The 23,677-nt window shown below is 43.7% G+C and carries 19 protein-coding genes; 7 read left to right on the forward strand and 12 right to left on the reverse strand.

What is annotated here, in order from left to right; genetic code table 11:
* Window positions 1–91: IS3 family transposase (locus AAEU31_RS14945; protein WP_421966909.1), on the forward strand; the 91-nt coding region annotated here is incomplete at its 5' end.
* Between the two features lie 65 nt (window positions 92–156).
* Here the strand turns inward: AAEU31_RS14945 and fusA are convergent.
* The 12 genes from fusA to AAEU31_RS15005 form a co-directional block, all read right to left on the reverse strand.
* A complete protein-coding gene (gene fusA, locus AAEU31_RS14950; RefSeq protein ID WP_135922981.1) occupies window positions 157–2,244 on the reverse strand; it encodes an elongation factor G in 2,088 nt (695 codons plus the stop codon).
* 209 nt (window positions 2,245–2,453) lie between these two features.
* Window positions 2,454–3,182, reverse strand: coding sequence for a response regulator (locus AAEU31_RS14955; protein WP_135922982.1), 729 nt, complete (start codon window positions 3,180–3,182; stop codon window positions 2,454–2,456).
* A gap of 36 nt (window positions 3,183–3,218) precedes the next feature.
* Window positions 3,219–4,841 carry an ATP-binding protein gene (locus tag AAEU31_RS14960; protein WP_281546744.1) on the reverse strand — a complete coding sequence of 541 codons (1,623 nt, stop codon included), beginning with the start codon at window positions 4,839–4,841 and terminating at the stop codon, window positions 3,219–3,221.
* Between the two features lie 14 nt (window positions 4,842–4,855).
* Window positions 4,856–6,394 (reverse strand): tripartite tricarboxylate transporter permease, encoded by a 1,539-nt coding sequence (locus AAEU31_RS14965; protein ID WP_235383361.1) that lies wholly within the window; start codon window positions 6,392–6,394, stop codon window positions 4,856–4,858.
* Between the two features lie 3 nt (window positions 6,395–6,397).
* Window positions 6,398–6,862, reverse strand: coding sequence for a tripartite tricarboxylate transporter TctB family protein (locus AAEU31_RS14970; protein ID WP_062567509.1), 465 nt, complete (start codon window positions 6,860–6,862; stop codon window positions 6,398–6,400).
* Between the two features lie 9 nt (window positions 6,863–6,871).
* Window positions 6,872–7,837 carry a Bug family tripartite tricarboxylate transporter substrate binding protein gene (locus tag AAEU31_RS14975; protein WP_421967617.1) on the reverse strand — a complete coding sequence of 322 codons (966 nt, stop codon included), beginning with the start codon at window positions 7,835–7,837 and terminating at the stop codon, window positions 6,872–6,874.
* 12 nt (window positions 7,838–7,849) lie between these two features.
* Complete coding sequence (locus AAEU31_RS14980) at window positions 7,850–9,091, reverse strand: OprO/OprP family phosphate-selective porin (RefSeq protein WP_421967618.1); 1,242 nt, start codon at window positions 9,089–9,091, stop codon at window positions 7,850–7,852.
* A 227-nt stretch (window positions 9,092–9,318) separates the two neighbouring features.
* Window positions 9,319–9,978: a 3-oxoacid CoA-transferase subunit B gene (locus tag AAEU31_RS14985; RefSeq protein ID WP_130050233.1), complete on the reverse strand. Its 660-nt coding sequence runs from the start codon at window positions 9,976–9,978 to the stop codon at window positions 9,319–9,321.
* Between the two features lie 11 nt (window positions 9,979–9,989).
* Entirely contained in the window at window positions 9,990–10,697 is a 708-nt protein-coding gene (locus AAEU31_RS14990; protein WP_063527828.1) for a CoA transferase subunit A, read from the reverse strand.
* A gap of 9 nt (window positions 10,698–10,706) precedes the next feature.
* The gene (locus AAEU31_RS14995; RefSeq protein ID WP_235383359.1) at window positions 10,707–11,468 is read right to left on the reverse strand and encodes a 3-hydroxybutyrate dehydrogenase; all 762 of its coding nucleotides are present in this window, start codon (window positions 11,466–11,468) and stop codon (window positions 10,707–10,709) included.
* A 4-nt stretch (window positions 11,469–11,472) separates the two neighbouring features.
* On the reverse strand, window positions 11,473–12,660 hold the full coding sequence (locus tag AAEU31_RS15000; RefSeq protein ID WP_421967619.1) for an E22 family MetX-like putative esterase: 1,188 nt from the start codon (window positions 12,658–12,660) through the stop codon (window positions 11,473–11,475).
* A 9-nt stretch (window positions 12,661–12,669) separates the two neighbouring features.
* Window positions 12,670–13,971 carry a GntP family permease gene (locus tag AAEU31_RS15005; protein WP_421967620.1) on the reverse strand — a complete coding sequence of 434 codons (1,302 nt, stop codon included), beginning with the start codon at window positions 13,969–13,971 and terminating at the stop codon, window positions 12,670–12,672.
* Window positions 13,972–14,266: 295 nt separating this feature from the next.
* Between AAEU31_RS15005 and AAEU31_RS15010 the strand changes: the two genes are divergently transcribed.
* The 6 genes from AAEU31_RS15010 (at window position 14,267) to AAEU31_RS15035 (ending at window position 23,638) form a co-directional block, all read left to right on the forward strand.
* Complete coding sequence (locus AAEU31_RS15010) at window positions 14,267–16,558, forward strand: TonB-dependent receptor (protein WP_199527208.1); 2,292 nt, start codon at window positions 14,267–14,269, stop codon at window positions 16,556–16,558.
* A 112-nt stretch (window positions 16,559–16,670) separates the two neighbouring features.
* Window positions 16,671–17,333 (forward strand): response regulator transcription factor, encoded by a 663-nt coding sequence (locus AAEU31_RS15015; protein ID WP_054552322.1) that lies wholly within the window; start codon window positions 16,671–16,673, stop codon window positions 17,331–17,333.
* A 162-nt stretch (window positions 17,334–17,495) separates the two neighbouring features.
* Entirely contained in the window at window positions 17,496–19,001 is a 1,506-nt protein-coding gene (locus AAEU31_RS15020) for a serine hydrolase (RefSeq protein ID WP_421967621.1), read from the forward strand.
* A gap of 160 nt (window positions 19,002–19,161) precedes the next feature.
* Complete coding sequence (locus tag AAEU31_RS15025; RefSeq protein ID WP_421967622.1) at window positions 19,162–20,439, forward strand: efflux RND transporter periplasmic adaptor subunit; 1,278 nt, start codon at window positions 19,162–19,164, stop codon at window positions 20,437–20,439.
* Window positions 20,436–21,188: an ABC transporter ATP-binding protein gene (locus tag AAEU31_RS15030; protein WP_421967623.1), complete on the forward strand. Its 753-nt coding sequence runs from the start codon at window positions 20,436–20,438 to the stop codon at window positions 21,186–21,188. The genes AAEU31_RS15025 and AAEU31_RS15030 overlap by 4 nt, the downstream gene beginning before the upstream one ends.
* Window positions 21,188–23,638, forward strand: coding sequence for an ABC transporter permease (locus AAEU31_RS15035; protein WP_421967624.1), 2,451 nt, complete (start codon window positions 21,188–21,190; stop codon window positions 23,636–23,638). The genes AAEU31_RS15030 and AAEU31_RS15035 overlap by 1 nt, the downstream gene beginning before the upstream one ends.
* The last annotated feature ends 39 nt before the right edge of the window (window positions 23,639–23,677 follow it).

The raw sequence follows: 23,677 nt of genomic DNA on the forward strand, positions 1-23,677 counted from the left end.
TATCCACTATTACAACAATGAGCGTATTAAGCTGAAACTAAAAGGCCTGAGTCCGATACAGTATCGAAATCAGGCCTTGGCAACCGCTTAGCAAAGAGTCCAACTTTATGGGGTCACTTCAAAGTGCGGGTTTTTTTAAAGAAGTTAAAAGGCTAATTACTTAGCAGCTTTTTTCTCTTTTTCTGCAGCGATTACAGTTTCAGCTACGTTCTGTGGACATGGTGCGTAGTGTGAGAACTCCATAGAGAACTGACCACGACCAGACGTGATAGTACGTAAGTGACCGATGTAACCGAACATTTCTGAAAGTGGTACTTCACCCTTGATGCGAACGCCCATTGCGCCTGCTTCTTGGTCTTTGATCATACCACGACGACGGTTAAGGTCACCGATTACGTCACCCACGTTGTCTTCTGGAGTGAACACGTCAACTTTCATGATTGGCTCAAGAAGTTGTGCGCCCGCTTTAGGGATAGACTGACGGAAAGCGCCTTTAGCAGCGATTTCGAACGCGATTGCTGATGAGTCAACTGCGTGGAAAGCACCGTCGAAAAGTTCAACTTCAACGTCTAACACTGGGAAGCCAGCTAGAACACCTTCTTGCATCATTGATGCGAAGCCTTTCTCAACTGCAGGCCAGAATTCCTTAGGAACGTTACCACCAACAACTGAAGACGTGAATGTGAAACCTGAGTTAGGCTCACCTGGCTTGATGCGGTAATCGATCTTACCGAATTGACCAGAACCACCAGATTGTTTCTTGTGCGTGTAGCTATCTTCGATTTCTTTCGTGATAGTTTCACGGTAAGCAACCTGAGGTTGACCAACGATTAGGTCTACGCCGTAAGTACGCTTAAGGATATCTACTTTGATATCTAAGTGAAGCTCACCCATACCTTTAAGGATGGTTTCGCCTGAATCTTCGTCAGTTTCAACTTGGAATGAAGGATCTTCTGCAACCATCTTACCGATCGCGATACCCATCTTCTCGTTACCGCCTTTGTCTTTAGGAGCAACAGCGATTGAGATAACTGGATCAGGGAAGATCATCGCTTCAAGAGTACATTCATGCTTAGGATCACATAGAGTGTGACCAGTTTGAACGTTCTTCATACCAACAACAGCGATGATGTCACCCGCTTGTGCTTCAGTAAGCTCAGTACGCTCGTCAGCTTGCATCTCAACCATACGGCCGATACGCTCTGTTTTACCAGTTGCAGAGTTAAGTACTGTATCACCTTTTTTCATACGACCAGCGTAGATACGGATGAACGTAAGTGCACCGAAACGGTCGTCCATGATCTTGAACGCTAACGCTTTAAGTGGCGCATCTGCATCAACAGTTGCAACTTCACCAGTAGGCTCACCTGTTTCAGGATCAGTTAGAGGCTGTGGATCAACTTCTGTAGGCGCAGGTAGGTAATCTACAACCGCGTCTAGTACTAATTGCATACCTTTGTTTTTGAATGCAGAACCACAGAAAGTTGGGAAGAAAGCAAGGTCACGAGTACCTTTACGGATACACGCTTTGATTTGCTCTAGTGAAGGCATTTCACCTTCCATGTACGCTTCCATTAGGTCGTCGTCTTGCTCAACAGCAGACTCAACTAACATCTCATGGTACTCTTCAACTTTGTCTACCATGTCAGCTGGAACGTCTTGTACTTCGTAGTTTTCAGGAAGACCTGTCTCGTCCCAAACGTATGCTTTTTTCTCAAGTACGTCTACAACACCACAGAATTGGTCTTCGATACCAATTGGTAAAGTCATAACTAGTGGGTTAGCACCAAGTACTTTTTCAACTTGACCAACTACACGGTAGAAGTCAGCACCCATACGGTCTAGTTTGTTTACGAAGATTACACGTGCAACTTCTGATTCGTTCGCATAACGCCAGTTAGTTTCTGACTGTGGCTCAACACCACCAGAACCACAGAATACACCGATACCACCGTCTAATACTTTAAGTGAACGGTATACTTCTACTGTGAAGTCAACGTGTCCCGGAGTATCGATAACGTTTAAGCGGTGGCCTTTCCACTCACAAGTTACAGCTGCTGATTGGATTGTAATACCGCGCTCAGCTTCTTGTTCCATGAAGTCAGTCGTAGACTCACCGTCGTGTACCTCACCAGTCTTATGAATTTTACCCGTAAGCTTAAGGATACGCTCAGTGGTGGTAGTTTTACCCGCGTCAACGTGGGCGAAAATACCAATATTTCTGTACTTCGATAAATCTGCCATTATTTTACTCTTAATAAAGTCGAAAAATTATTCGGCGGGAGTATAGCATTACTTAAAGCGAACATCACCATCGAAGTCGCTTAAAATGCAATCAATTTTATAAAATTTTTCTATGCTCAGGATAAGCGGCACTTTTTATCGTGCCGATTAATGAATTTATATGACTAAAATCGTTAATTGAACGGTAATTTACCCGATAAATGATGCAATTAGCTGTTTGTCATTTTGTAACAGCGCTCGGGGCGGCCAATACTTCCGTAGCTCTGATCAGCACTGACTTGCTCAGCCTCAAGCAGATATTCCAGATAACGACGGGCTGTTGAGCGACTAACCCCTACTAAATCACCCATTTGCTGAGCAGTAAAAGCCGTGCCAATATTCGCTTTAAAAGCTTTTAAGATCTTTTGCAAAGTGAGCTGATCCACCCCTTTTGGTAACCTAACTGGCGCTTTTAATTGTTCTTGCGATCCAAATAAAGTATCAACCATTGACTGGGTAACTTCATCAGCACCCAACAAACATTGTTGTCTCGCTTCAAATCTTGCCAGCGCTTGATCTAAGCGATTTAGCATTAATGGTTTAACCAAGAAATCACAGGCACCAAGCTGCATAGCCTTTTCAAGAGTTTCTACTTCTTTTGCTGCAGTTAACAGCATTACTTCGCTTTTCATTTCTTCGCGGCGTAGTTCATTGAGTAAATCAAGACCATTGCCATCAGGTAAATGAATATCTAGCAAAATTAAATCAGCATTAATTGCCGATAACAGTGCTTTCGCTGTGGCAAGATTGCCTGCAATACCCACAACCTGATATTGCCCCTGACGCAGAGTTTGCCGTGCCCCTTGCTGGCCAGCAACGCCATGAGGAAGTAATAAGTATTGCGCCAATAACTGGGCAACTTCTACTTCGTCTTCAACAATGACAACCGAGTAAGTCATGTTCTTTACCTTTTATTTATAGGCTGATCGTTTTTATTATTTTGGAATGTAGACACTCAAACGTGCACCCATGAGATCAGACTCACCTATTTCTAAACTACCACGACACGAATCTAAGTTGGTTTTAACCAAATAAAGGCCAATACCATGTTCAGCCCCTGACTTAGAGCTGTATTGTGGTGTAAATACCACATCCTTGTCATCGCCTAAACCAAAACCACTGTCTTCAACATCAAACAATAATGTTTTACTGGTTTCGTCAACCGTAACACGAACCTTAGGGGTACGTGTATCACTGGCTCTAATAGCAGCTTCAATTGCGTTATCAATCAAATTGCCAAGTATCGAGACAACCCGCTCTAGCATATCTTTACGGGTGATCGATCCTAGTAAGCTGTCTGGATTAAGCTCAAGGATTACATTAAGTTCACGAGCTTTGTGGTATTTACCGACCAGTAAACCAGCTAGCACTGGATCTTGGATCCTTTCGAGTAAATGATGGATCTGCGCTTGCGAGCCTTTACTTTCTTGACCTATTAACTCAATCGCCTGCTCCGTTTGCCCCATTTGAATTAACGCACCAATTAAGTTTAGCTTGTTTGAGTAATCATGAGTTTGCACTCGTAATAACTCAGCAAAAGCTTGTACTTTGGTTAATTGCTGCGATAAATATTCAAGCTCATCCGCAGGGCGCATACTCAGCAAAATACCATCAGCCTCACCTTGCACTTGCAATGCATATCGCGACAACACAATGCGTTTATCAGCAGCAAATAATTCAAAACCAACAATCGGACGCTGTTGGTTATGCATTAAAAATTCAGCATGTTCAGGAAGCAAATCTTCAAGCTTAAGTGGCTGATGGATACAGCTGGTCGGTTTACCGAGGATTTCGCAAGCACGCTGGTTTAAGTTACGTACGTTACCTTCAGGATCGAGGGCGATAATGCCACTACGAACGGTATTCAAAATAGCATCTTGCTCAGAGAACAGCCTTGCTATTTCGTCAGGTTGTAAACCAAAAATAGCGTTACGAACTCGTTGACCAATATACACCGCAGCCAAAATGCTCAAACCCACTAACAACAAACCCCAGAGCATGATTTCAGCACTACGAGCACGAATAAGCGGTTCAATTGATTGCACTAAAAAGCCAACCGAAACCAGTCCTATCACTTCACCTTGCTCTGAAAGCACGGGTACTTTGCCACGGATAGACTCACCCAAACTCCCTTTTGCAATCGAAACATACCGCTCACCACGCAGTGCAGCTTTACTATCACCGCCCACCATAGGTTTACCCAGCTTATCTGAGTCGGGATGAACAATACGGCGGGTATTCCTATCACCGATAACAATAAAGCTAGCTGCGGTTAGTTCACGAATATGCTCTATTTGCGTATTTAACTCATCAAGCCCTTGCTTGGTTTGTAATGCATTTTGCACGTCATCTCGTGAGGCAATACTGGTTGCGAGCGAAAGTGCTTTATCACCCATGTGGCTATGCAAGCTTTCTGCAGTGATCTGATACACCAAAGCGCCAAACAACACAGCTTGCAAAACACATAGACCGGTAACCCAAATAATGAGTCGCGTTTCTAAGCGCTTTGGTTTTTTAACCATATGCTGAAATGGGTTTAGCTTATTGGTGTATCTCATATCAGTGCCTTGTTCTACGCATGTTGCTCTGCTTGCGTAGCTGCTTTGTCTTTACGACGTTGGACAATATAGTCTTTCAGTGGGAACAACAACACTAAGATCGAAATCACAAAAATACTCAGTGTTAATGGGCGGTCCCATAAAAAGCTCAGCGAGCCATCTGAAATCATCATGGCACGGCGGAAGTTTCGCTCAATCATATCACCGAGGATAAAGCCAAGTAATAATGGCGCCATCGGGAAAGCTAACAATCTAAGCACCAAGGCCACCAGCGCAAAGCCCACCATCATAAATAAATCAAAGGTGTTAAATGACACTAAATACACGCCAATTAAGCTGAAGAATAAAATCATCACTGTCAGCACAGATTTAGGCATTGCCAGCACTTTAGCGAAATACGGGATCAGCGGCAGATTCAAAATAAGCAGTACAATATTGCCAAAGTACATACTAACAATGACTGCCCAAAACACGCTTGGGTTTTCTTGCATTAACATAGGGCCCGGCTGAATACCGTAGGCAATTAATGCACCTAGCATAATCGCTGTGGTACCAGAGCCCGGAATACCTAAAGTCAGTAATGGTACAAATGAACCCGTACAAGCTGCATTATTAGCCGACTCAGGTGCGGCTAAGCCACGCATCGAGCCCTTACCAAACTTATCTTTTAGTGCCTTTGGAGCAAGGTTGCGTTCAGTGGCATAGGCCATAAAGCTGGCAATCGTTGCCCCTGCGCCCGGTAAAACACCGACAATAAAACCAAGTAAAGATGAACGGCCAACCACAGGAGCCATATCTTTTACTTCTTCTTTGGTTAGTTTTGTTGAACCGATTTTTGGCGTATCAGGATCATCAATTTTTTTATCTGGTTCAGCTTCAGGGCGCGCCACATTAATCAGTGCCTCTGCCAGCGCGAACGTTGCCATTGCCACCAATAAAAAGCTAATTCCATCTAATAAATCAGCTTGGCCAAAGGTAAAGCGCTCGGTACCTGAAGAGGGATCAATACCAATTGTAGCCAGCATTAAACCAAATACCGTCATCATCATGGCTTTTAAAAATTGCCCTTTATTAGAGAATGCGGCAATGGCTGTTAAGCCTAAAAACATCAGTACAACATAATCAGGCGATTGAAAGCTTAATGACACTTTCGCTAATAATGGCGCTGCCACCATCAATAAAATGGCGCCAATCGTACCGCCTATAAAGGATGAATAAGCTGCAATAGCAAGGGCTTTACCTGCCTTACCCTGTTTTGCTAGCGGGTAGCCATCAAATGATGACGCTACCGTCCCCGCCACGCCCGGCGCATTAATTAAAATAGAAGAAGTAGAGCCACCGAATATAGCCCCGTAGTAAACACCCGCCATTAAAATCATGCCCGAATCAGCACCAATGCTGTAAGTGATCGGGATCATCAACGCAATCGCAGTAATTGGACCAAGCCCAGGTAGCATACCGATGAACGTGCCAACAAAGCAGCCAATAATCACATATAACAAGTTGTTCCAGTCGAGTACGGTCGACAAACCTAACATAATTCCATCAAGCATAACTTAACTCCACAAATTGCCAGGTACTAAGTAAATGCCCAGTACTTGTGTCATTAAAAACCAAAAAACCACAGCCACAGGTACAGAAGCAAACAACAACACCGTCTTACGGCGCTCACCCATAATAAAAAAGCCAGCAATTAAAAATGCACTGGTGGCAATTAAAAAGCCGAACGGTTCAAGCATGGCGCTATAAGCAACCATCAACACCAACAATGCAAAGGTACGTAGTAAGTTGCCCTTACTGAGTAGTTCTGCTTTTTCTGTTGGCGCTTGCTTTAATAAGTTGGCACCGATCGATAGTACGCACACCACGATCCCGAATACTGCATACACTTTTGGTAAGGTTGCAGAAGTAACGCTTTCGTACTCTTCAAATGGCATAAGTGGAATTTGCCAAGCCACAAGGGCGTAGAGGGTAAAGAGGACCAAGAATAAACTCGGTCCAATTAATTCACGGTTTAACATTGTCTAACCTTAGCCTCGGATAAAACCAAGCTCTTTCATTACAACGCGTAATTGCGCTTCTTGCTGCTCAAGCGATTTAATAAACGCTTCTTTTTCTTGAAATAGATTTAGCCAACCATTGCGGGCACGAACCGCTTCCCACTCAGGAGTTTGTTGCAGCTTACGTAGCTTTTCTGTGTACTGGGCTAGTTTGTCTGCTGGTAAATCTGGGGTTGCAAAAAAGCCGCGCCAGTTTACGAATTCCATGTCGTAACCTAGCGACTTTAAGGTTGGAATTGCTGGGTAATCAGGCAATTTATCGGCAGAAGTAACCGCTAAAATACGTGCCTGACCACCATTTGCGACTTCGAGTGCTTCACTTAAGCCTGTTGAAAGTAAGTTGACCTCGCCCGACAATAAACCTGCCTTCGCTTTACCACCAGCATCATAAGGAATGTAACGTAATCGACGGCCATCAATACCCGCCGCTTTCACCGCTTGTGCTGCCACTAAGTGATCCATGCTGCCGCGCGCAGAGCCACCCGCCACTTTTACAGAACCAGGGTCTTTTTTCATAGCATCAATAACGTCTTGCCATGTTTTAAATGGCGAGTCATTGCGCACAATAAATGCACCATAATCAGCAATCATGCTGGCAACTGGCGTTAAATCGCGATAGCTGTAAGGAATTTTGCCTGATAATGCACGCAGAACGATAGGCGTTGAGTTAACCATCAACATATCGCCTTTTTTAGTGCCCGACTCAATCAAGTAAGCAATTGCACGGCCACCGCCGCCGCCCGACATATTCTGAAACGATGCATTGTCTTCAATGCCCGCTTTCACCATTGCTTCACCGACACCACGTGCTGTGGTATCCCAACCGCCACCTGGGCCACCCGGCACCAAAAAGTGTAAGTTTGCCAATGCCAGTGGGCTGGCTACTAATAATGAAGCTGCTAAAACAGATCTTTTTAATGATTTAAACATAGTCATAATGCACGACTCCTAAAATAAGTACTGCATACGAGCACTGATGCCCATACCTGAATCTTCATCACCAGCCAGCGTAGAAGCACCGGCACCGTCAACATCGCTGTAAATTAGGTTGCCCATAAATTTAATATCGCTGCTTAGGTAATAAGATGTGCCTAACGTATAAGTGGTTACGTCGGTACCTTGTTGTTTGCTGCTGGCGTTCATTTGCGACACACGGGCAACAAGCTCCCATGCATCTTTAATCCCTTTTGGTTGCACAAATAATGCTGAACCTGCTTTGTAACGGCGCTGCTCACCGCCTAAGAAGTAACTTGCCGAAACATGAAAGCCATCAAACCGTTCACCATCAAGTTCATTGCTACTATCAACCGTATCGAGGTAACGGCTGGCATATTCAGCCTCTAAAGTGAATGCATTCGCTTGGTAGGCAAATTCAAGACCGCTTTGCGACATGCTATCTAGCGCTGCCGTTTCACCACCAACTGCGTAATCCACTAAGCGAACATTGGTTTCACGCACTTCACCACGGGCAAAACGAGCGCTTAAGTCATTGCCGCCCATATCACGATAAGAGTGCCAAGCACCTAAATGAATCACATCACCCGGTGCTGCACTTGACCAAGTTAAGCGACCTGTTACAGCCAATGTTAGTTTGTCATCTTCGTCATGGCCCGATGCACCAAACGCGTCGTTTTTGTAAACACCCACCGCGTAACGTAAGCCTGAGTCTTTGAAGTATTGATAAGCCGAGATACCCCAGCGGAAGAAAGGCGAGAAGGTATTAGCAAGGGTGCTGCGCTCAATGGTATTTATGTGTTTAGAGCTGGTTAGCGCATTGAGTGACATGTCTTCACGGATTTTACCGGCTTTTACTTTTAAGCCGTTGTCGAATGCATAGCGTACACGCGCTAACACGATTTCAGCCGTGCCTTCAGCAAATTCCAATAATAGTTTGTGATCCCAGTTGCCATGTTCACTTTCAACATAAGTACGGATACGGCGAGGGAAGAAGTCGCTACCTCCTGCGCCATCATTGTTGGCATTGTAAGCACCGTCGAAATAGTTGTAATCAAGTTGTACGCGACCACCAAATTCTAAGTTGAAGCCGCTAGATGTTTTTAATGAATCCACTTCTTTTTGAAGTGCATCGAGTTGTTGTTGTAGTTGTTCAGTGTCGCTTTGTGCGAATGCTGATGTACTTGCTAACGCCGCTGCAACGGCTAAAGCGAGCTGTGTGTTACTAGCTTTCATGAATTACTCCACACCAGATTATAATTATTTGTTGTCGTTGATCGGCCTACTGCAATCGGCGATCTGGTTTGGAGCATAGTGTTAACGATAGATTAACGAAATGTTTAGGGGGTAAGTTGCATTGATGGTGATAAATGGCTTTTTGCTCATAAAATTCATGAACAAAAAGCACATTATTGGGGTTTAGTATAAAATCTAGGCAAATTAGCTGCTTAAAAGTCGTAAAACTAGCTAAACGTCATCTCAGGAATGTCACCAGAGACAATAAGCTTGCCCTGTGTTTTAGCAATAATCTCATCAACCGAAACACCCGGGGCACGCTCTAATAAATGAAATGCACCGTCTTTAATTTCTAAAAGTGCCAAATCGGTGATCACTTTATTGATACAACCAACACCCGTTAACGGCAAACTACATTCAGTCAGCAGTTTTGATTCGCCATGCTTATTAGCATGGGTCATAGTACAAATAATGTTTTTAGCGCCAGCCACTAAATCCATCGCACCGCCCATTCCTTTAACCAGCTTTTTCGGGATCATCCAACTGGCAATGTTGCCGTTTTGGTCAACTTCAAACGCACCCAGCACGGTTAAATCAACGTGGCCACCACGGATCATGGCAAAGCTTTCAGCAGAGCTAAAAATAGCCGCCCCCGTTGCAGCGGTGACCGTTTCTTTACCAGCGTTGATCATATCGGCATCAACTTGGTCTGCACTTGGGTATGGCCCCATACCGAGTAAACCATTTTCAGATTGCAGCATCACTTCGATGCCATCAGGGACATAATTAGCGACCAAGGTTGGAATACCGATGCCCAAGTTAACGTAGTAACCATCCTGTAGTTCCATCGCCACGCGTTTAGCGATTTGTTCTCGTGATAATGCCATCAGCGTGCTCCTTATTGATTTTCTTGCTTAGTGGTAACTTTCTCGATGCGCTTTTCAAATTCACCCTTAATCACCCGGTCAATATAGATACCCGGTGTGTGAATTTGGCTTGGCTCCAGCTCCCCTGGTTCAACAATTTCTTCAACTTCAAGAACCGTTATTTTACCTGCGGTTGCGGCCATCGGATTAAAGTTCATCGCCGTATGACGATAAATGCAGTTACCGTAGCGGTCTGCTTTCCACGCTTTAACTATCGCAAAGTCGCCAGTAATACTTGGCTCTAATAAATAGTCACGACCATTAATATTGCGGGTTTCTTTACCGTCAGCCACCGGGGTACCCACGCCTGTTGCGGTATAAAATGCAGGAATACCCGCGCCACCAGCTCGCATTTTTTCAGCTAAGGTGCCTTGCGGTGTGAGCTCAACTTCAAGTTCACCATTTAATAGTTGCTGCTCAAATAGCGCGTTTTCACCAACGTAAGAGGCAACCATCTTACTGATTTGCTTATCTTCAAGCAGCACACCTAAACCAAAGCCATCAACACCACAGTTATTCGATACCACGGTTAAATCTCGGGTGCCTTGCCGTTTAATTTGCGCAATCAGCCCTTCAGGAATGCCGCATAAACCAAAACCACCAGCTATCACTGTCATGCCATCTTCAAGGCCAGCCATCGCTTCGCTATAACTTGTAACTACTTTATCAAAACCTGCCATTGGCTCCTCCTATTGTGCAGTCCAACCGCCATCAATGGCGATTGCTTGGGCGGTAATATTGCGAGCTGCATCGGCCATTAAAAAGCTAACGGTATGCAGGATCTCATCTAAGCCGATAAATGCTTTTTTCGGCATCGGTGCTAGCATAATCGTGTCGATCACTTGTTGCTCTGAAATACCATGTTCTTTGGCTTGCGAGGCAATTTGTTGCTCCACAAGCGGCGTTTTTACATAGGCTGGGCACACGGTATTAATCGTGATATTGGCATCGCCAGTTTCGAGTGCCATGGTTTTAGCAAAGCCGATTAAGCCATGTTTTGCAGCGATATAAGCCGACTTATATTTAGACGCCACCATGGCATGGATTGAACCAATATTAATGATGCGACCAAAATCTTGCTCACGCATGCGAGGGAGTACCGCCTTAGTCATCATCGCCGGGCCAACCAGCATAACTTGCTGTAAGAACTGCCATTTATCAGCCGGAAAATCTTCAAGCTTCGCAACATGCTGAATACCCGCATTATTAATAAGTACATCAATTGGCTGATTAAGCTCAGTGAAAAACTGCTCTATTGCATTACTATCAGCCACATTAAGTGCATACCCTTCAGCGCTGCCGCCTTGTTCAACAATGCCTGCTGCCGCTTGTTGTGCTGCTTGCTGATTTAAATCAGTCACAATAATAGTGTGACCTTGCATCGCCAGTTGCTGTGCAACATATAAACCAATACCACTGGCTGCACCGGTAATTAAAACTGTTTTGCTCATCGGGCTACTCCTCTAAAAACTCACTGATAAGCTGCGCTTTCGGGGCGATTGAGAAAATGCCATCAAGGTGTCCCCAGCCCCCTTCAATTTCTGAAATCTCAACGTCTTTACCTGCTGCTTTCATGGTGTCAAACACGGTGCGCATGTTTTCAGGGCGAAGCAGTAAGTCGTTCGTTGCGGGTAGTAATAATGTTTTGGCAGAGACATTTTTAAGTGCCGTTGTTAAATCGCTTTGCATACCAGCGGTAAATAATTGTGATGCCCGGACCAAATAAAGTACATGGTTTGCATCTTGCGTTTTAGCTCGTGCCATTGCGCGCTGAGCGAGTACTTGGTTTAACTTAGGCAAGGTGCGAATGTCTTTTAACGCACCTTCATCCAATACATTAAAGTCAGGGAAGCTCGCGTTATAAATAATTGGATGCATCGCATCTTGCGTAATATTAAGCATGGTTGCCGCTAAGCCATCTAATGGGCGATCTTTACCGTAGTAATTACCTTGCTGCCAGTTTTTATCTAGACGAATTGGTAACGCCCATTTCTCAAGTGCAGCGACAGTCCATGCATCCATGGTTGCAGCGCCAATCACATGAATTAAACGCTCTACTTTATCTGGGTAACGTGTTGCCCACTCAAGTGCTTGAAACGACCCCATTGATGCACCCATCACAGCATGTAATTTAGTGATACCTAGGCTGTCGAGTAACCGCTTTTGCACATTCACAAAGTCAGTAATCGTAACCACTGGGAAATCTAAACCATATGGTTTACCTGTTTTTGGATTGATTGAGGCAGGGCCTGTCGTAATTACATTTTCATCATGCCAGTTGGCATTCACTAAAGTATCTGAGCTAATCACATAATATTTATTGGTATCGATAGCTTTACCTGGGCCGATAATCGCATCCCAATAACCCGGTAGGGCATCATCCGCTTTATATTTACCTGCGGCATGAGAAGTACCAGAGAAGTAATGGGTTATTAAAATCACGTTATCTTTATTGGCGTTTAGTTTTCCGTAACTTTCCCAGCCAATGTCCACTTGCTCTAAAGTCACACCAGACACAGTGGTAAAATCTTTTGTCGTAAAATGCTGTTTTTCCACCAGCATGGTGTCGGCTTTGTTGGCAGCGCCAAACGCAGTGCTACTAAATACAACCAGCCATAGCAAAATTATTAATTTGGTTTTCATTGCTGTTCCTTAAAAGAAAATAAAGAGTCCGAGTGCCAATGCGACACCGATAAGCGGAATAACCGCAGTCAGAGCTGCCATTGACCAATACGCTCGTTGATGTGTTTCTTTACAGATAGCGCGTATTGTTGTGACCACATAACCATTATGCGGCAAGGTATCGAGGGCTCCAGAACTAATTGCCACTACACGATGCAGTTGTTCAGGGTTTACACCCATGTCTAAATAACCCGGTGCGACAAGTGGTAATGCAATGGCTTGCCCGCCTGAAGCAGAGCCTGTTAAGCCAGCAATTACACTGACCGCAACGGCAGCACCAACCAACTCATTACCCGGCATATGGGTCATCACATCGACAGCGGCGGTAAATGCCGGTGATACTTTCGCCACAGCGCCAAAACCAACCACAGCAGCGGTGTTACCGATTGCTACTAAAGCGCCAGTTGTGCCAACATTAATAGCGTTACCCATATCGTGAAAATGCTTGAAGTTAATAATCACAATACTCAACACACCACCAAGCAAGGCAACAATAAGCGCTGTTTGCTGTAGTACATCATGTAGCGTAAATGATAAAAGTAGCACCACGATTAGCGGGATCACACCTGTAATTGGGTGCGGTCGACGACGCTCAATAATGACAGGATCATCATCACGCGCTTCAAAGGCCTCGCCGTTAGCAACAGCTTTTTTGATCATCTTGTTTAACCAAAAGTAACCTGCTGTCGCCATAAAAATAGCCACCACTAAGCTCACTTCCCATGCTGCATAAGGTGACGTACCAAGGTGCTTAACCGGGATCCAGTTTTGAATTTCTGGCGAGCCTGCTGAGGTCATGGTAAAGGTCACCGAACCAAATGCCAGCGTTGCTGGAATAAAGCGGCGCGGTAAATTTGCATCTTTAAACAGACTTAATGCCATTGGGTAAACAGAAAACGCAACGATAAAGACGCTCACGCCACCGTAGGTTAAAACTGCACAGGCAATCACAACCGCAAGAACCGCGTGCTTCATACCTAGTTTACCCACAATGTAGCTTGCAACACTGTCTGCAGCACCGGTGTCTTCCATAAACTTACCGAATAACGAACCCAGTAAGAACATAAAGAACCACGCACTTAAGAAGCCTGCAAAGCCATCCATATAGGCGTTAATAAAGTTTGTATCTGCCGATACAGGGAAAATGGCCATGCCACTACTAAGTGCAACTAATAGTGCACAGATTGGCGCAGCGATAAATAAATTTACCCCACGCAGCGTTAAAATGATCAGCAGTATCAAACCGCCTAACAGTCCTATCATGCTCAGCATAGACATTCCTATAATTATTGTTATTACACAGATGAGGTGACATCGGAATAATGCCTTCAGTCTTACCCTAAGCGTTCAAAAAATACATAACACTAAGGTACTATCTGCTTTAAAAATAGCTTAATTGCTTGATAAATAAAGGGCTGTGGCGGGTATAGCACTATGGTACTAATTCAATTTTTGCAACTATCTTCTACATTAACTGACAGGTGACACGGGCAAATCTTATTAAGTCTTCGGCAACATCAATGTGAGTGGCCATAAGACTAATGACAACAATAACAAGGAATACAACATGATAAAGCTTAACCCAAAAGTCGCGCCACTTACTCTGGCTGTATCACTTGCTTTGGCAGGTGTCAGTGCTCAAGCGGCAGAACAAGCCGAACCTGCAGCAAAAAAAGGGGAACTTGAACGTATTCAGGTAACAGCACGTAAAACTGTTGAAAACTTGCAAGAAGTTCCTGTCGCAGTCACTTCAGTGGGTGCTGAAGAACTGGCAGAAAATGGCATCGTCGTTATGACCGAAGTTCAGCAGTTCTCGCCAAATACCACCTTGCAAGCAAGCCGTGGTACAAACTCTACTATTACCGCGTTTATTCGTGGTGTAGGTCAGCAAGATCCACTTTGGGGTTATGAGCCGGGTGTAGGTATCTATATTGATGATGTTTATCTTGCTCGCCCACAAGGTGCCGTACTTGACCTTCTTGATGTGCAACAAATCGAAGTATTACGTGGTCCACAAGGGACCCTTTACGGTAAAAATACCATTGGTGGTGCAATTAAATACGTCACCAAAGAAATGAGCGGTGATGCAACGTTAAACATTCAAGGTACTGTAGGTAGCTATAACCAAAAAGATTTAAAAATTACCGGCCAATTACCGATTGTTGACGAAAAGCTTTACGTAGGGTTTGGTTTTGCAACGCTAAATCGTGATGGCTTTGGTGAGTTTTTAACATCGGCTCTTGATAACCAAGACCGCGAAAACTACAACAAAGACGTAACCGCAGCTCGTGTTACCTTAGAGTACACACCGACCGATGACCTTTTCTTCCGCTTAGCGTGGGATAAAACAGAAGATAAATCTAACGCGAAAGGCGGCTATCGTTTACTGCCTAGTCTACTAACTGATGCGCCAGTACCAAACAGCGTGTATGACTCATACACCAGCTTGCCTACATGGAACAAAGTTGAACTTGAAGGCTACAGCCTGACTGCACGTTGGGATATGAGTGATAGCACAAGTATTAAATACATAGGTTCAAGCCGCGAAAGTTACTCTCCAACAAATATCGACTTTGACAATACCTCGTTGCCAATTTTCGATGTACCGGCTATTTACGATGATGAGCAAACCACTCACGAGTTACAGCTAAATCATCAAGGGGATAACTATAAGCTTGTATCAGGCCTTTACTATTATGATGGTGAATCATGTGGTCAATTTGAGGCTATTTTAGGTATCTTAGGTCAAAGCCTAGGTGCACCAGGCCTGACTCGTGAAGTAAGCGGTTGTAGTAACTCAAACAGTAAAGCAGCCTATATTCAAGGCTCGATTGATTTAACCGATAAATGGTCAATGACACTCGGCGCGCGTTACACCAAAGATAAAAAAGAAGCACAGGTTAACAACGGCCTCATCTTTGACATTGTTTATCCAGAGTCAGGTTGGGTGCCAGGTTACACTCGACCAGAAGGCCAACTTGTACCAACGGTACTCGATGATGAAGAAGAGTGGTCACGTTTCACACCGCGTGCAGGTGTTGAATACCAATATTCAAACGACATCATGTTCTTTGCAAGTTATGCGCAAGGCTTTAAGTCAGGTACTTTCAACCCACGTGCAACTACTGCAGAGCCAGCAGCAAAACCAGAAATCGTTGATTCATTCGAAATCGGTATGAAGAGTGAGTGGAACAACAACCTACGTGCAAACGTAACGTTATTCACCCTTGATCATAAAGACCGTCAATATATTTCAGTATTACCGGGCGACAGCGCAGCAGATCTAAACCAACGCTTAGGTAACATTGGTGAGTCAACATCAGATGGTATTGAGCTTGAGCTTAACTATGTTGCAACAGAGTCACTCAGTTTTGATGCGTCAGTAGGTTACATCGATAGTAGCTTTGATAACGTAATTGACTACAACCCAGAAACGGGTGAAGCATTCGATAAATCAGATCGCTTTAGTGTATCAAACACACCTGACTTAACCTTTAATCTGGGTGCAACATACCGTATGTACACAGAAATGGGTGACTTTGTTATCAATGGTAACTACTACCACAGAGGTGACTACGCACTATTCGAAGAAGATAGCCTGTTAACGCAAGATGCTTACGGTATCTTTAATATGGGTATCACTTGGTACAGCACTGATGGCCACTGGACTGCTGGTCTTTACGGTAAAAACTTAACGGATGAAGAGTACATGATTGGTGGTTACCAGTTCGTAGCGCCTGATCCAACAGACCCAACAGATACCAGCAAATACACCCCAGGTTTAGGTGGTGATAATACGCTGATCGGTTACTACGGCGACCCTCGCACTGTAGCCTTCACTGTTGGTTACCGTTTCTAAAATAGAACCTAAATCCTTGTGTGAGAAAGGTTTGTCTGAAACTTCCCTTCAGGCAAACCTTGTTTCAAAACGCAAAATCACTTATAACATAACGCATTGGAGAATCGAGGGAATGTCTTTAGCTGTGAACACCATAATCGCCGATGATCACCCGTTATTTAGAAGTGCATTGCGTCAAGCTGCCGCGACATCAGTGCCAGAAGAACATATCAAAGAAACCAGTGACATTGATGGTTTGTTTGCACTGTTAAGCGCTCACCCTGAGATTGAACTGATATTTTTAGACCTCACCATCCCTGGTGCAAATGGCCTACAAGCCCTTTCGCAACTGCGTAACCACTACCCAGATATTTTAGTGATTATGGTCTCTGCCAATGAGACACCAGCCATAATAAAACAAGCAATGAGTCTTGGCGCTGCAGGCTACATTCCTAAGTCATCTTCTTTGGATGTCATCAGCGAAGCTATTAGTCATGTACTCAACGGCGACACTTGGTTACCACCTGAAGTAGATTTAACTGATGTAGTGATCAACGACGAACAAAGTGAATTTGCTCGCAACCTTGAAAAACTAACTCCACAGCAATACCGCGTACTAGCGATGATTGCCGACGGTTTATTGAATAAACAAATCGCCTTTGAAATGTCGATTCAAGAAACCACAATCAAACAACATGTGTCAGCGATTTTACGCAAACTAAATGTTTATAACCGCACCCAAGCGGGCATTTTGTTTAATCAGCTTTCGCAAGTTGGCAAAATCGAAGAAAGCTAATTTAAGCATTCACTCCCAGTTTTAATTTAAAATTCCCATAAATGGGAATTTTAAAACCAAGAAAAACAATAAAAGCCATTAACTTCAATACCTTGAAGATTGGCACACTCCTCGCTTTAGTGCTCACATCAAAAACTATCTAAGTAAAAATAATAGATACAAATGAACACTAAGGACAACATCGTGTACACAGCTTGCAAAAAACTTAGCAAAAAATTAATCCTTCCAACGATTACTCTTCTATCGCTTATTTTAAGTGCCTTTTCTGCACATGCAGATGAGCTTGACCAATGGCTGGTTGAGGTAATGCAAAAAAGAAATATTCCCGGGCTACAACTTGCTGTCGTTCGAGATAATAAAGTAATTAAAGTTGCCAGCTACGGAGTTGCAAATATTGAAGATAATATTGCAGTTGATGCCGACACTTTATTTGTGATTAATTCCGCAACTAAAGCCTTTGTTGGTGTGGCACTGATGCAGCTTGTTGAGCAAAAGAAATTAGACCTTAATGCGCCTATTGGCACTTACCTACCCGAGCTGCCAACTCAGTGGCACGCTATAACAACAAGAGAATTAATGAGCCATACATCAGGCTTACCTGACATAATAAAAGATGAAATTGCCAATCTAATCTCAGATCAAGGACCCGATGACGCATGGAAACAAGTACAAACTAAACCATTAGAGTTCGAAACCGGCACCCGTTTTAAATATAACCAAACAAACTACGTCATTATTGGTAAGTTAATTAATAAGTTATCTGGGATGCCATTTCAGCAATTTATAGCAAAAAACCAGTTACAAAAAACTGAGATGAACAGAACACTTGAAGCGGGCTTTGGCAATCTCAACAATGTTGTAAAACACTCGGCTAGACGATACGAAACGCAAGGTAATGAACTAATAAATTCAAGAGAAGCCATTTTCTCACCAATGCTACAAACCGCCGCAGGTATGGCCTCAACAGCAACTGAACTAGCAAATTGGTTAGTGGCATTACAAACAAATCAATTTATTAATGCACAAAGTATTCAACAAATGTGGACCCCGACTCGACTAAAAAATGGTCATACTCAAGGCTTTAATCAGCGCTTAAATGGCTACAGTCTTGGTTGGCCTGTAATGGGACGAGAAGAACATCCGGCATTAGCTGCCATAGGTGGTAACAGAGCAGGTATCTTTGTTTACCCTAAAGATAATATGTCGATAGTGATCTTAACCAACTTGATTGGCGCAATGCCATCGCAATTTGTAGATGAAATTGCGGGCTTTTATATCCCTGAAATGAAACAAGAAAATGGCTTTGGTTTAGCGAAAAATATTAAACGCTTATGGCAAGTTCTTGAAGTGCAAGGCTATGAAAATGCAATTACAGCTGCGGATCAATTAGCTAAAGACGAGCAGATCCAATTTACTGAAAGCGATATTAACTTATGGGGTTATTCGCTTATTAACCAAGACAAACTCAATGAAGCGTTAGCGATTTTTAAACTAAATACGCACCTTTACCCACATAGTTACAATACCTTTGATAGCTTAGCAGAGGCATACTGGTACCTCGGTGATCTCAAGCAAGCAACCGCCAATTATAACCATGTGTTAAAGCTTAAACCTGATAACACACATGCTAAAAAGCAGCTGGCTAAGCTTGCAAAGTTACTACAGTAGACTGCACTTTATATCTGTCCCACTTTTGATTTTATTAATCCCAAAAGTGGGAAAACCCATCTCACCGAAAAACAATAAAACTCTTAAAATCAATAAATTAAACCTTGGCACGTTCCTCGCTTTTGTGTTGCTAAACCTACAATACAATGAAATATAGCCAATGGATTTAGACAGCACACTAAAACGCAAACCTCAGCAATCAAAAGCTAAAAAATGGCTTTTTGGTGCAGCTATTGGCGTGTCAGCTCTTGGCGCTTTAATGGCGTATCAATGGGCGACCCCCACCGCAGTTGCTGCAAGCCAATTGCAAATAGCGACCGTGAAACAAGCCGATTTTGTGGTAAAAATACGTGGCTTTGGCCGTTTAAAGCCAAAGTATCAACGTTATTTAACCAATACCGACACTGCAATGGTCGAAGCTATCCACGTTTATCCCGGCACTATTGTTAACAAAGACACGGTAATTTTAAGCCTCGTCAACCCACAGCAAGCACAGCGTTTATCGGTTGCTCGGCTAGAACTTGCTCGCCAAAAAGCCAGTGTGAATGAGCAAAGAATTAACCAGCAAAGTGAGCTACTTGAGCGCCAAGCAAATCTCGCCATATTAAAAAGTGAGCTGCAAAGTGCAGAGCTTAGAGTCGATGCCGAAAGCAAACTGATCGAGCAAGGAATTGTTTCAAGCCTAGATTACAAACGAAGCATACTAAACGTAGCACAGCTTACAGAGCGCGTAAGTATTGAGCAGCAACGTCTTGCACAGCTTAAAGAAATGCACTTACAACGCAGCAAAATACAGCAAGAACTATTAAGCCAATTTGAGCTTAATTATCAAGTTGAGCAGCACGCTTTTGATCAGCTGCAAATAACAGCAGGCATCGATGGCATGCTGCAAGAATTGAATGTTGAACTTGGCCAAAACCTCGTGCCGGGCACCCGCCTTGCGGTGGTTGGCTCAAATAAAGCACTTAAAGCAGAGCTAAGCGTTAAGCAAGCTGATGCCGAAAAAGTGGCACTCAATATGGCAGCGAAAGTAAACACCTTTAGTCAAGCAAGCCATGGTGAAGTTGATGCCAAAGTCACCCGAATTGACCCTATTGTTACCGATGGTCGAGTTATTATCGAACTTGATTTACAAGGCACACTGCCTGCCAATGCCCGCCCCGATTTAAGCATTGAAGGCTATGTGGTTAGCAACATTATTCCCGATGCATTAACCATTAACGTGCCACAAAAAGCACAAGCTCACAGCGAAGCCACGCTGTTTAAACTTAATCCAAATACCCAGTTAGCAACGCCAACCAATATCGAATTTGGTACACTCAGTGACAATCAAATTCAACTTTTGAGCGGTGCCACCGTGGGCGAACAGCTGATCATTTCAGACCTTTCTAAATGGCAGCATTTGGCAACAATAAAAATCGAACAGGACAGTTTATGAAAACCAACACGCTTATCTCATTAAACAAAATCGCCAAAGTTTATCGCGGCCAAAATGTTGAAACCTATGCATTAAAAGACATCAGCCTGAATATTAACCAAGGTGACTATATCTGCATTAGCGGCCCATCTGGCTGTGGTAAATCGACGCTGCTGTCATTATTAGGTTTACTCGATAGCCCAACTGCTGGCGATTATTTCATTAAAGAAGTCGATACAAAAACACTCGATATGGATCAGCAAGCTGAACTAAGAAACCTTCATATTGGTTTTATATTTCAGTCGTTTAACCTAATTGATGAATTATCGGTGTTTGACAACGTGGCACTTCCGCTCACTTACCGAGAGCCAGCCATGAGCCCAAACGAAATTGAGCTTGCTGTAAAGCAAGCCCTTGATGAGGTTGAGATGGGCCACCGTGCTCAGCATAAACCAAATCAATTATCCGGTGGTCAGCAACAGCGTATTGCTATTGCCCGCGCACTAGCTGGCAAGCCAAGTATTTTATTGGTGGATGAGCCAACTGGTAACTTAGATTCAAAAAATGGTGATGCTGTCATGGACTTGCTTGATGAGCTGAATAAAAAAGGCACCACCATTTGTATGGTAACCCATGACTTACGTTATGCCGGACGTGCTAAAACGCAACTTAAATTGCTAGATGGTGAAATTGTTTCCTACTCTGAAGCTCGCCAAGCACCTAGCAGCGACACCACAGAGCATGCACTCGAAAGCGCCGAGGTGATGTAATGAAATTAACCAAAACACGCGCCCAACTGAGCTTAGCGTGGGCATCATTAATGAATGCACCGGGCTTTGTCACTGCGGTTATCGCAACGCTTGCTTTAACACTTGCCACCTTGTTTGTAGTGCTTAGCCTTGTTAACAGCTACTTTTTAAAGCCCCTTGATGTGTACGATGAAAGCCGCATGGTGGTGGTTGAGCAATCACTTACTTATGATGACTACGATGCCACCGGCTTTCAAAGCTATCAGTCGATGGTGCACTGGCTTAAGCATAATCAAAGCTTTGAACAAAGTATGATGATCAATGCGGGTGAGCAAATTTTTGCAAACCTCGATGGCGAGCCAAAAGAGCCTGTGCTGTATGTTGGCGGCAACTATTTTGACTTATTAAACACGCCATTTTTAATGGGACAGGGTTTTGACCTTGGAGAAACGCTAGAAACACCTGATGATCGGGTTGTTATCTCTGCTAACTTCTGGCGCAAGCATTACAACAGCGACCCGAACATTATTGGTAAAACACTTTCAGTCATGGCGGGTGAAACCGATTATGTTCACCGTATCGTCGGTGTTGTTGATGATTCATTCAGCCCACCTTACATGTTTAAAGCAAGTGATGTTGAAGTATGGTTTCCATCAAGTGCGGACCGCCGTTTCTTTCACAATGACGATTGGCAAAGCCCGTGGACAAACACTTTTAAAAACCTAAAACTTATTGCAGTTTTAAAGCCTGGGGTCAGCATAGATCAAGTTAAAGTCGATTTAAAACAGCAAATTGATACGGTTAAATCAGAGTGGCTAAACAACGGGGGGATCACCGATGTAAAACCTGAAGTAACTCCTTATCGTGACGTTGAGCTGGGTAATAACGATGACTTAAGCTTGATGATGTTAGCCGGTGCGGTAGGGCTACTGATTATTGCAGTACTGAATGTAAGCACATTATTCTTCTCGCGCGCTCTTGCTCAACATAAAACCCTCGCCTTGCAGGCGGTGTTAGGTGCTAAACGCAGCACGTTATTTAAAAGTATCTTTTTACAGTCACTGATTTTAATGACTTTATCGGTAAGCATAGCGCTGTTTTTATCGGTATGGGGCATACGCTTATTTAAAGTATTAGCAGAAGGCCGATTGCCACTGGTTAATAGCTTGGCCGTTGATAGCACGTTGGTTATTGTTGCCATCATACTGTGTATTGCTCTTGCTTATATTTTCTCTGTAATTACAGCGCGTTTGGTTAATTACAAAACCCTAAATACGCAAATGCAGAACAGTGGTAAAGGCGGGGTTTCGCAGGTATCAGGCCGCACAGTACGGATTTTAATTGGCTCACAAATGTTTGTTGCCGCGCTGCTTGTTAGTTTTTCTGTGATGGTAGTCAGTAAAGCCATGGGCACGATAAACCGCCCACTCGGCAGTGATACCGAAAACCTATATTTTGCCAACCTGTTCCAGCCAAATAATCAGATGTCCTTGGCGGAGCGCTACGAACATATGCTGCAATACAAGCAGGTTTTGCTTGATAGCCAAGGCATTGATGATGTTGCACTGGGTCACAGCCCTGTTTCGCAAAGACAAAACGCCAACACCCTGACAGATGTAAACGGTAAAAGCTCTGTTTTCTTCCCTAGTCAGTGGGTAGGGCCTGATTACTTTGCGTTAGTTAATACCAAAATTCTCGCTGGCCGCACCTTTACCGAGCAAGCTATACGCGGTGAAACTAACGAGATACTGGTATCAGTCAGCGTGGCAGAAAACTTATTACCAGGCCAAGACTATCAAAATATTATCGGCAAGAGCTACCAAGGCTTAGAAGAAAAGATGTATGAAGTGGTGGGTGTAACCGAAGATTTTAATCACCCTAAATACTACGATGAGTCGTTTGGTCGTCACATTTGGTGGCCAGCGACACCATATAGCTACATGTTTACTATTAAAGCTACTGATGGCGTTAAGCTGACTAATAAACAAATACTTAATACGCTGAAAGAAAAGAACAGCGACTTAACCATGTGGCAGTTTAACGACTTACAGCAAGAGTACGACAATTTACTGTATATGAGCCGTCTGACTGTGGTTCTGTGTAGTACCTTAGCGTTATTTACTCTATTATTAGCAGCAATCGGTATTTTTGGGGTACTGAGCTATAACCTTGGTCTGCGCCGTTATGAGTTTGGTATTCGCATGGCATTAGGTGCGAAAAAAGCGCGCTTATTCAAGCTGATGAGTGTTGAAGCCATTATTCCTGTGCTCATTGGTTTTGCAGTTGCGCTCGCTGCAGTAATGGTGGGCTTTTACATGTTACAAGGGCAGCTAATGTCTTGGCTGGTGCTTGATGTAAGACTGCAATTACTCGCTTGGAGTATTACCTTATGTATTGCGCTATTTGCTTGCTTTAGACCTTTGGTTTTACTACTTAAAGCAAAACCTATGGCTGCACTGCGTAACGATTAACAGCACAAATGGTGGCTTAAGTTTAAGCCACCTCAACAG

The sequence above is a fragment of the Pseudoalteromonas thalassia genome (genome assembly GCF_049257215.1).
GTDB lineage: Bacteria > Pseudomonadota > Gammaproteobacteria > Enterobacterales > Alteromonadaceae > Pseudoalteromonas > Pseudoalteromonas lipolytica_C.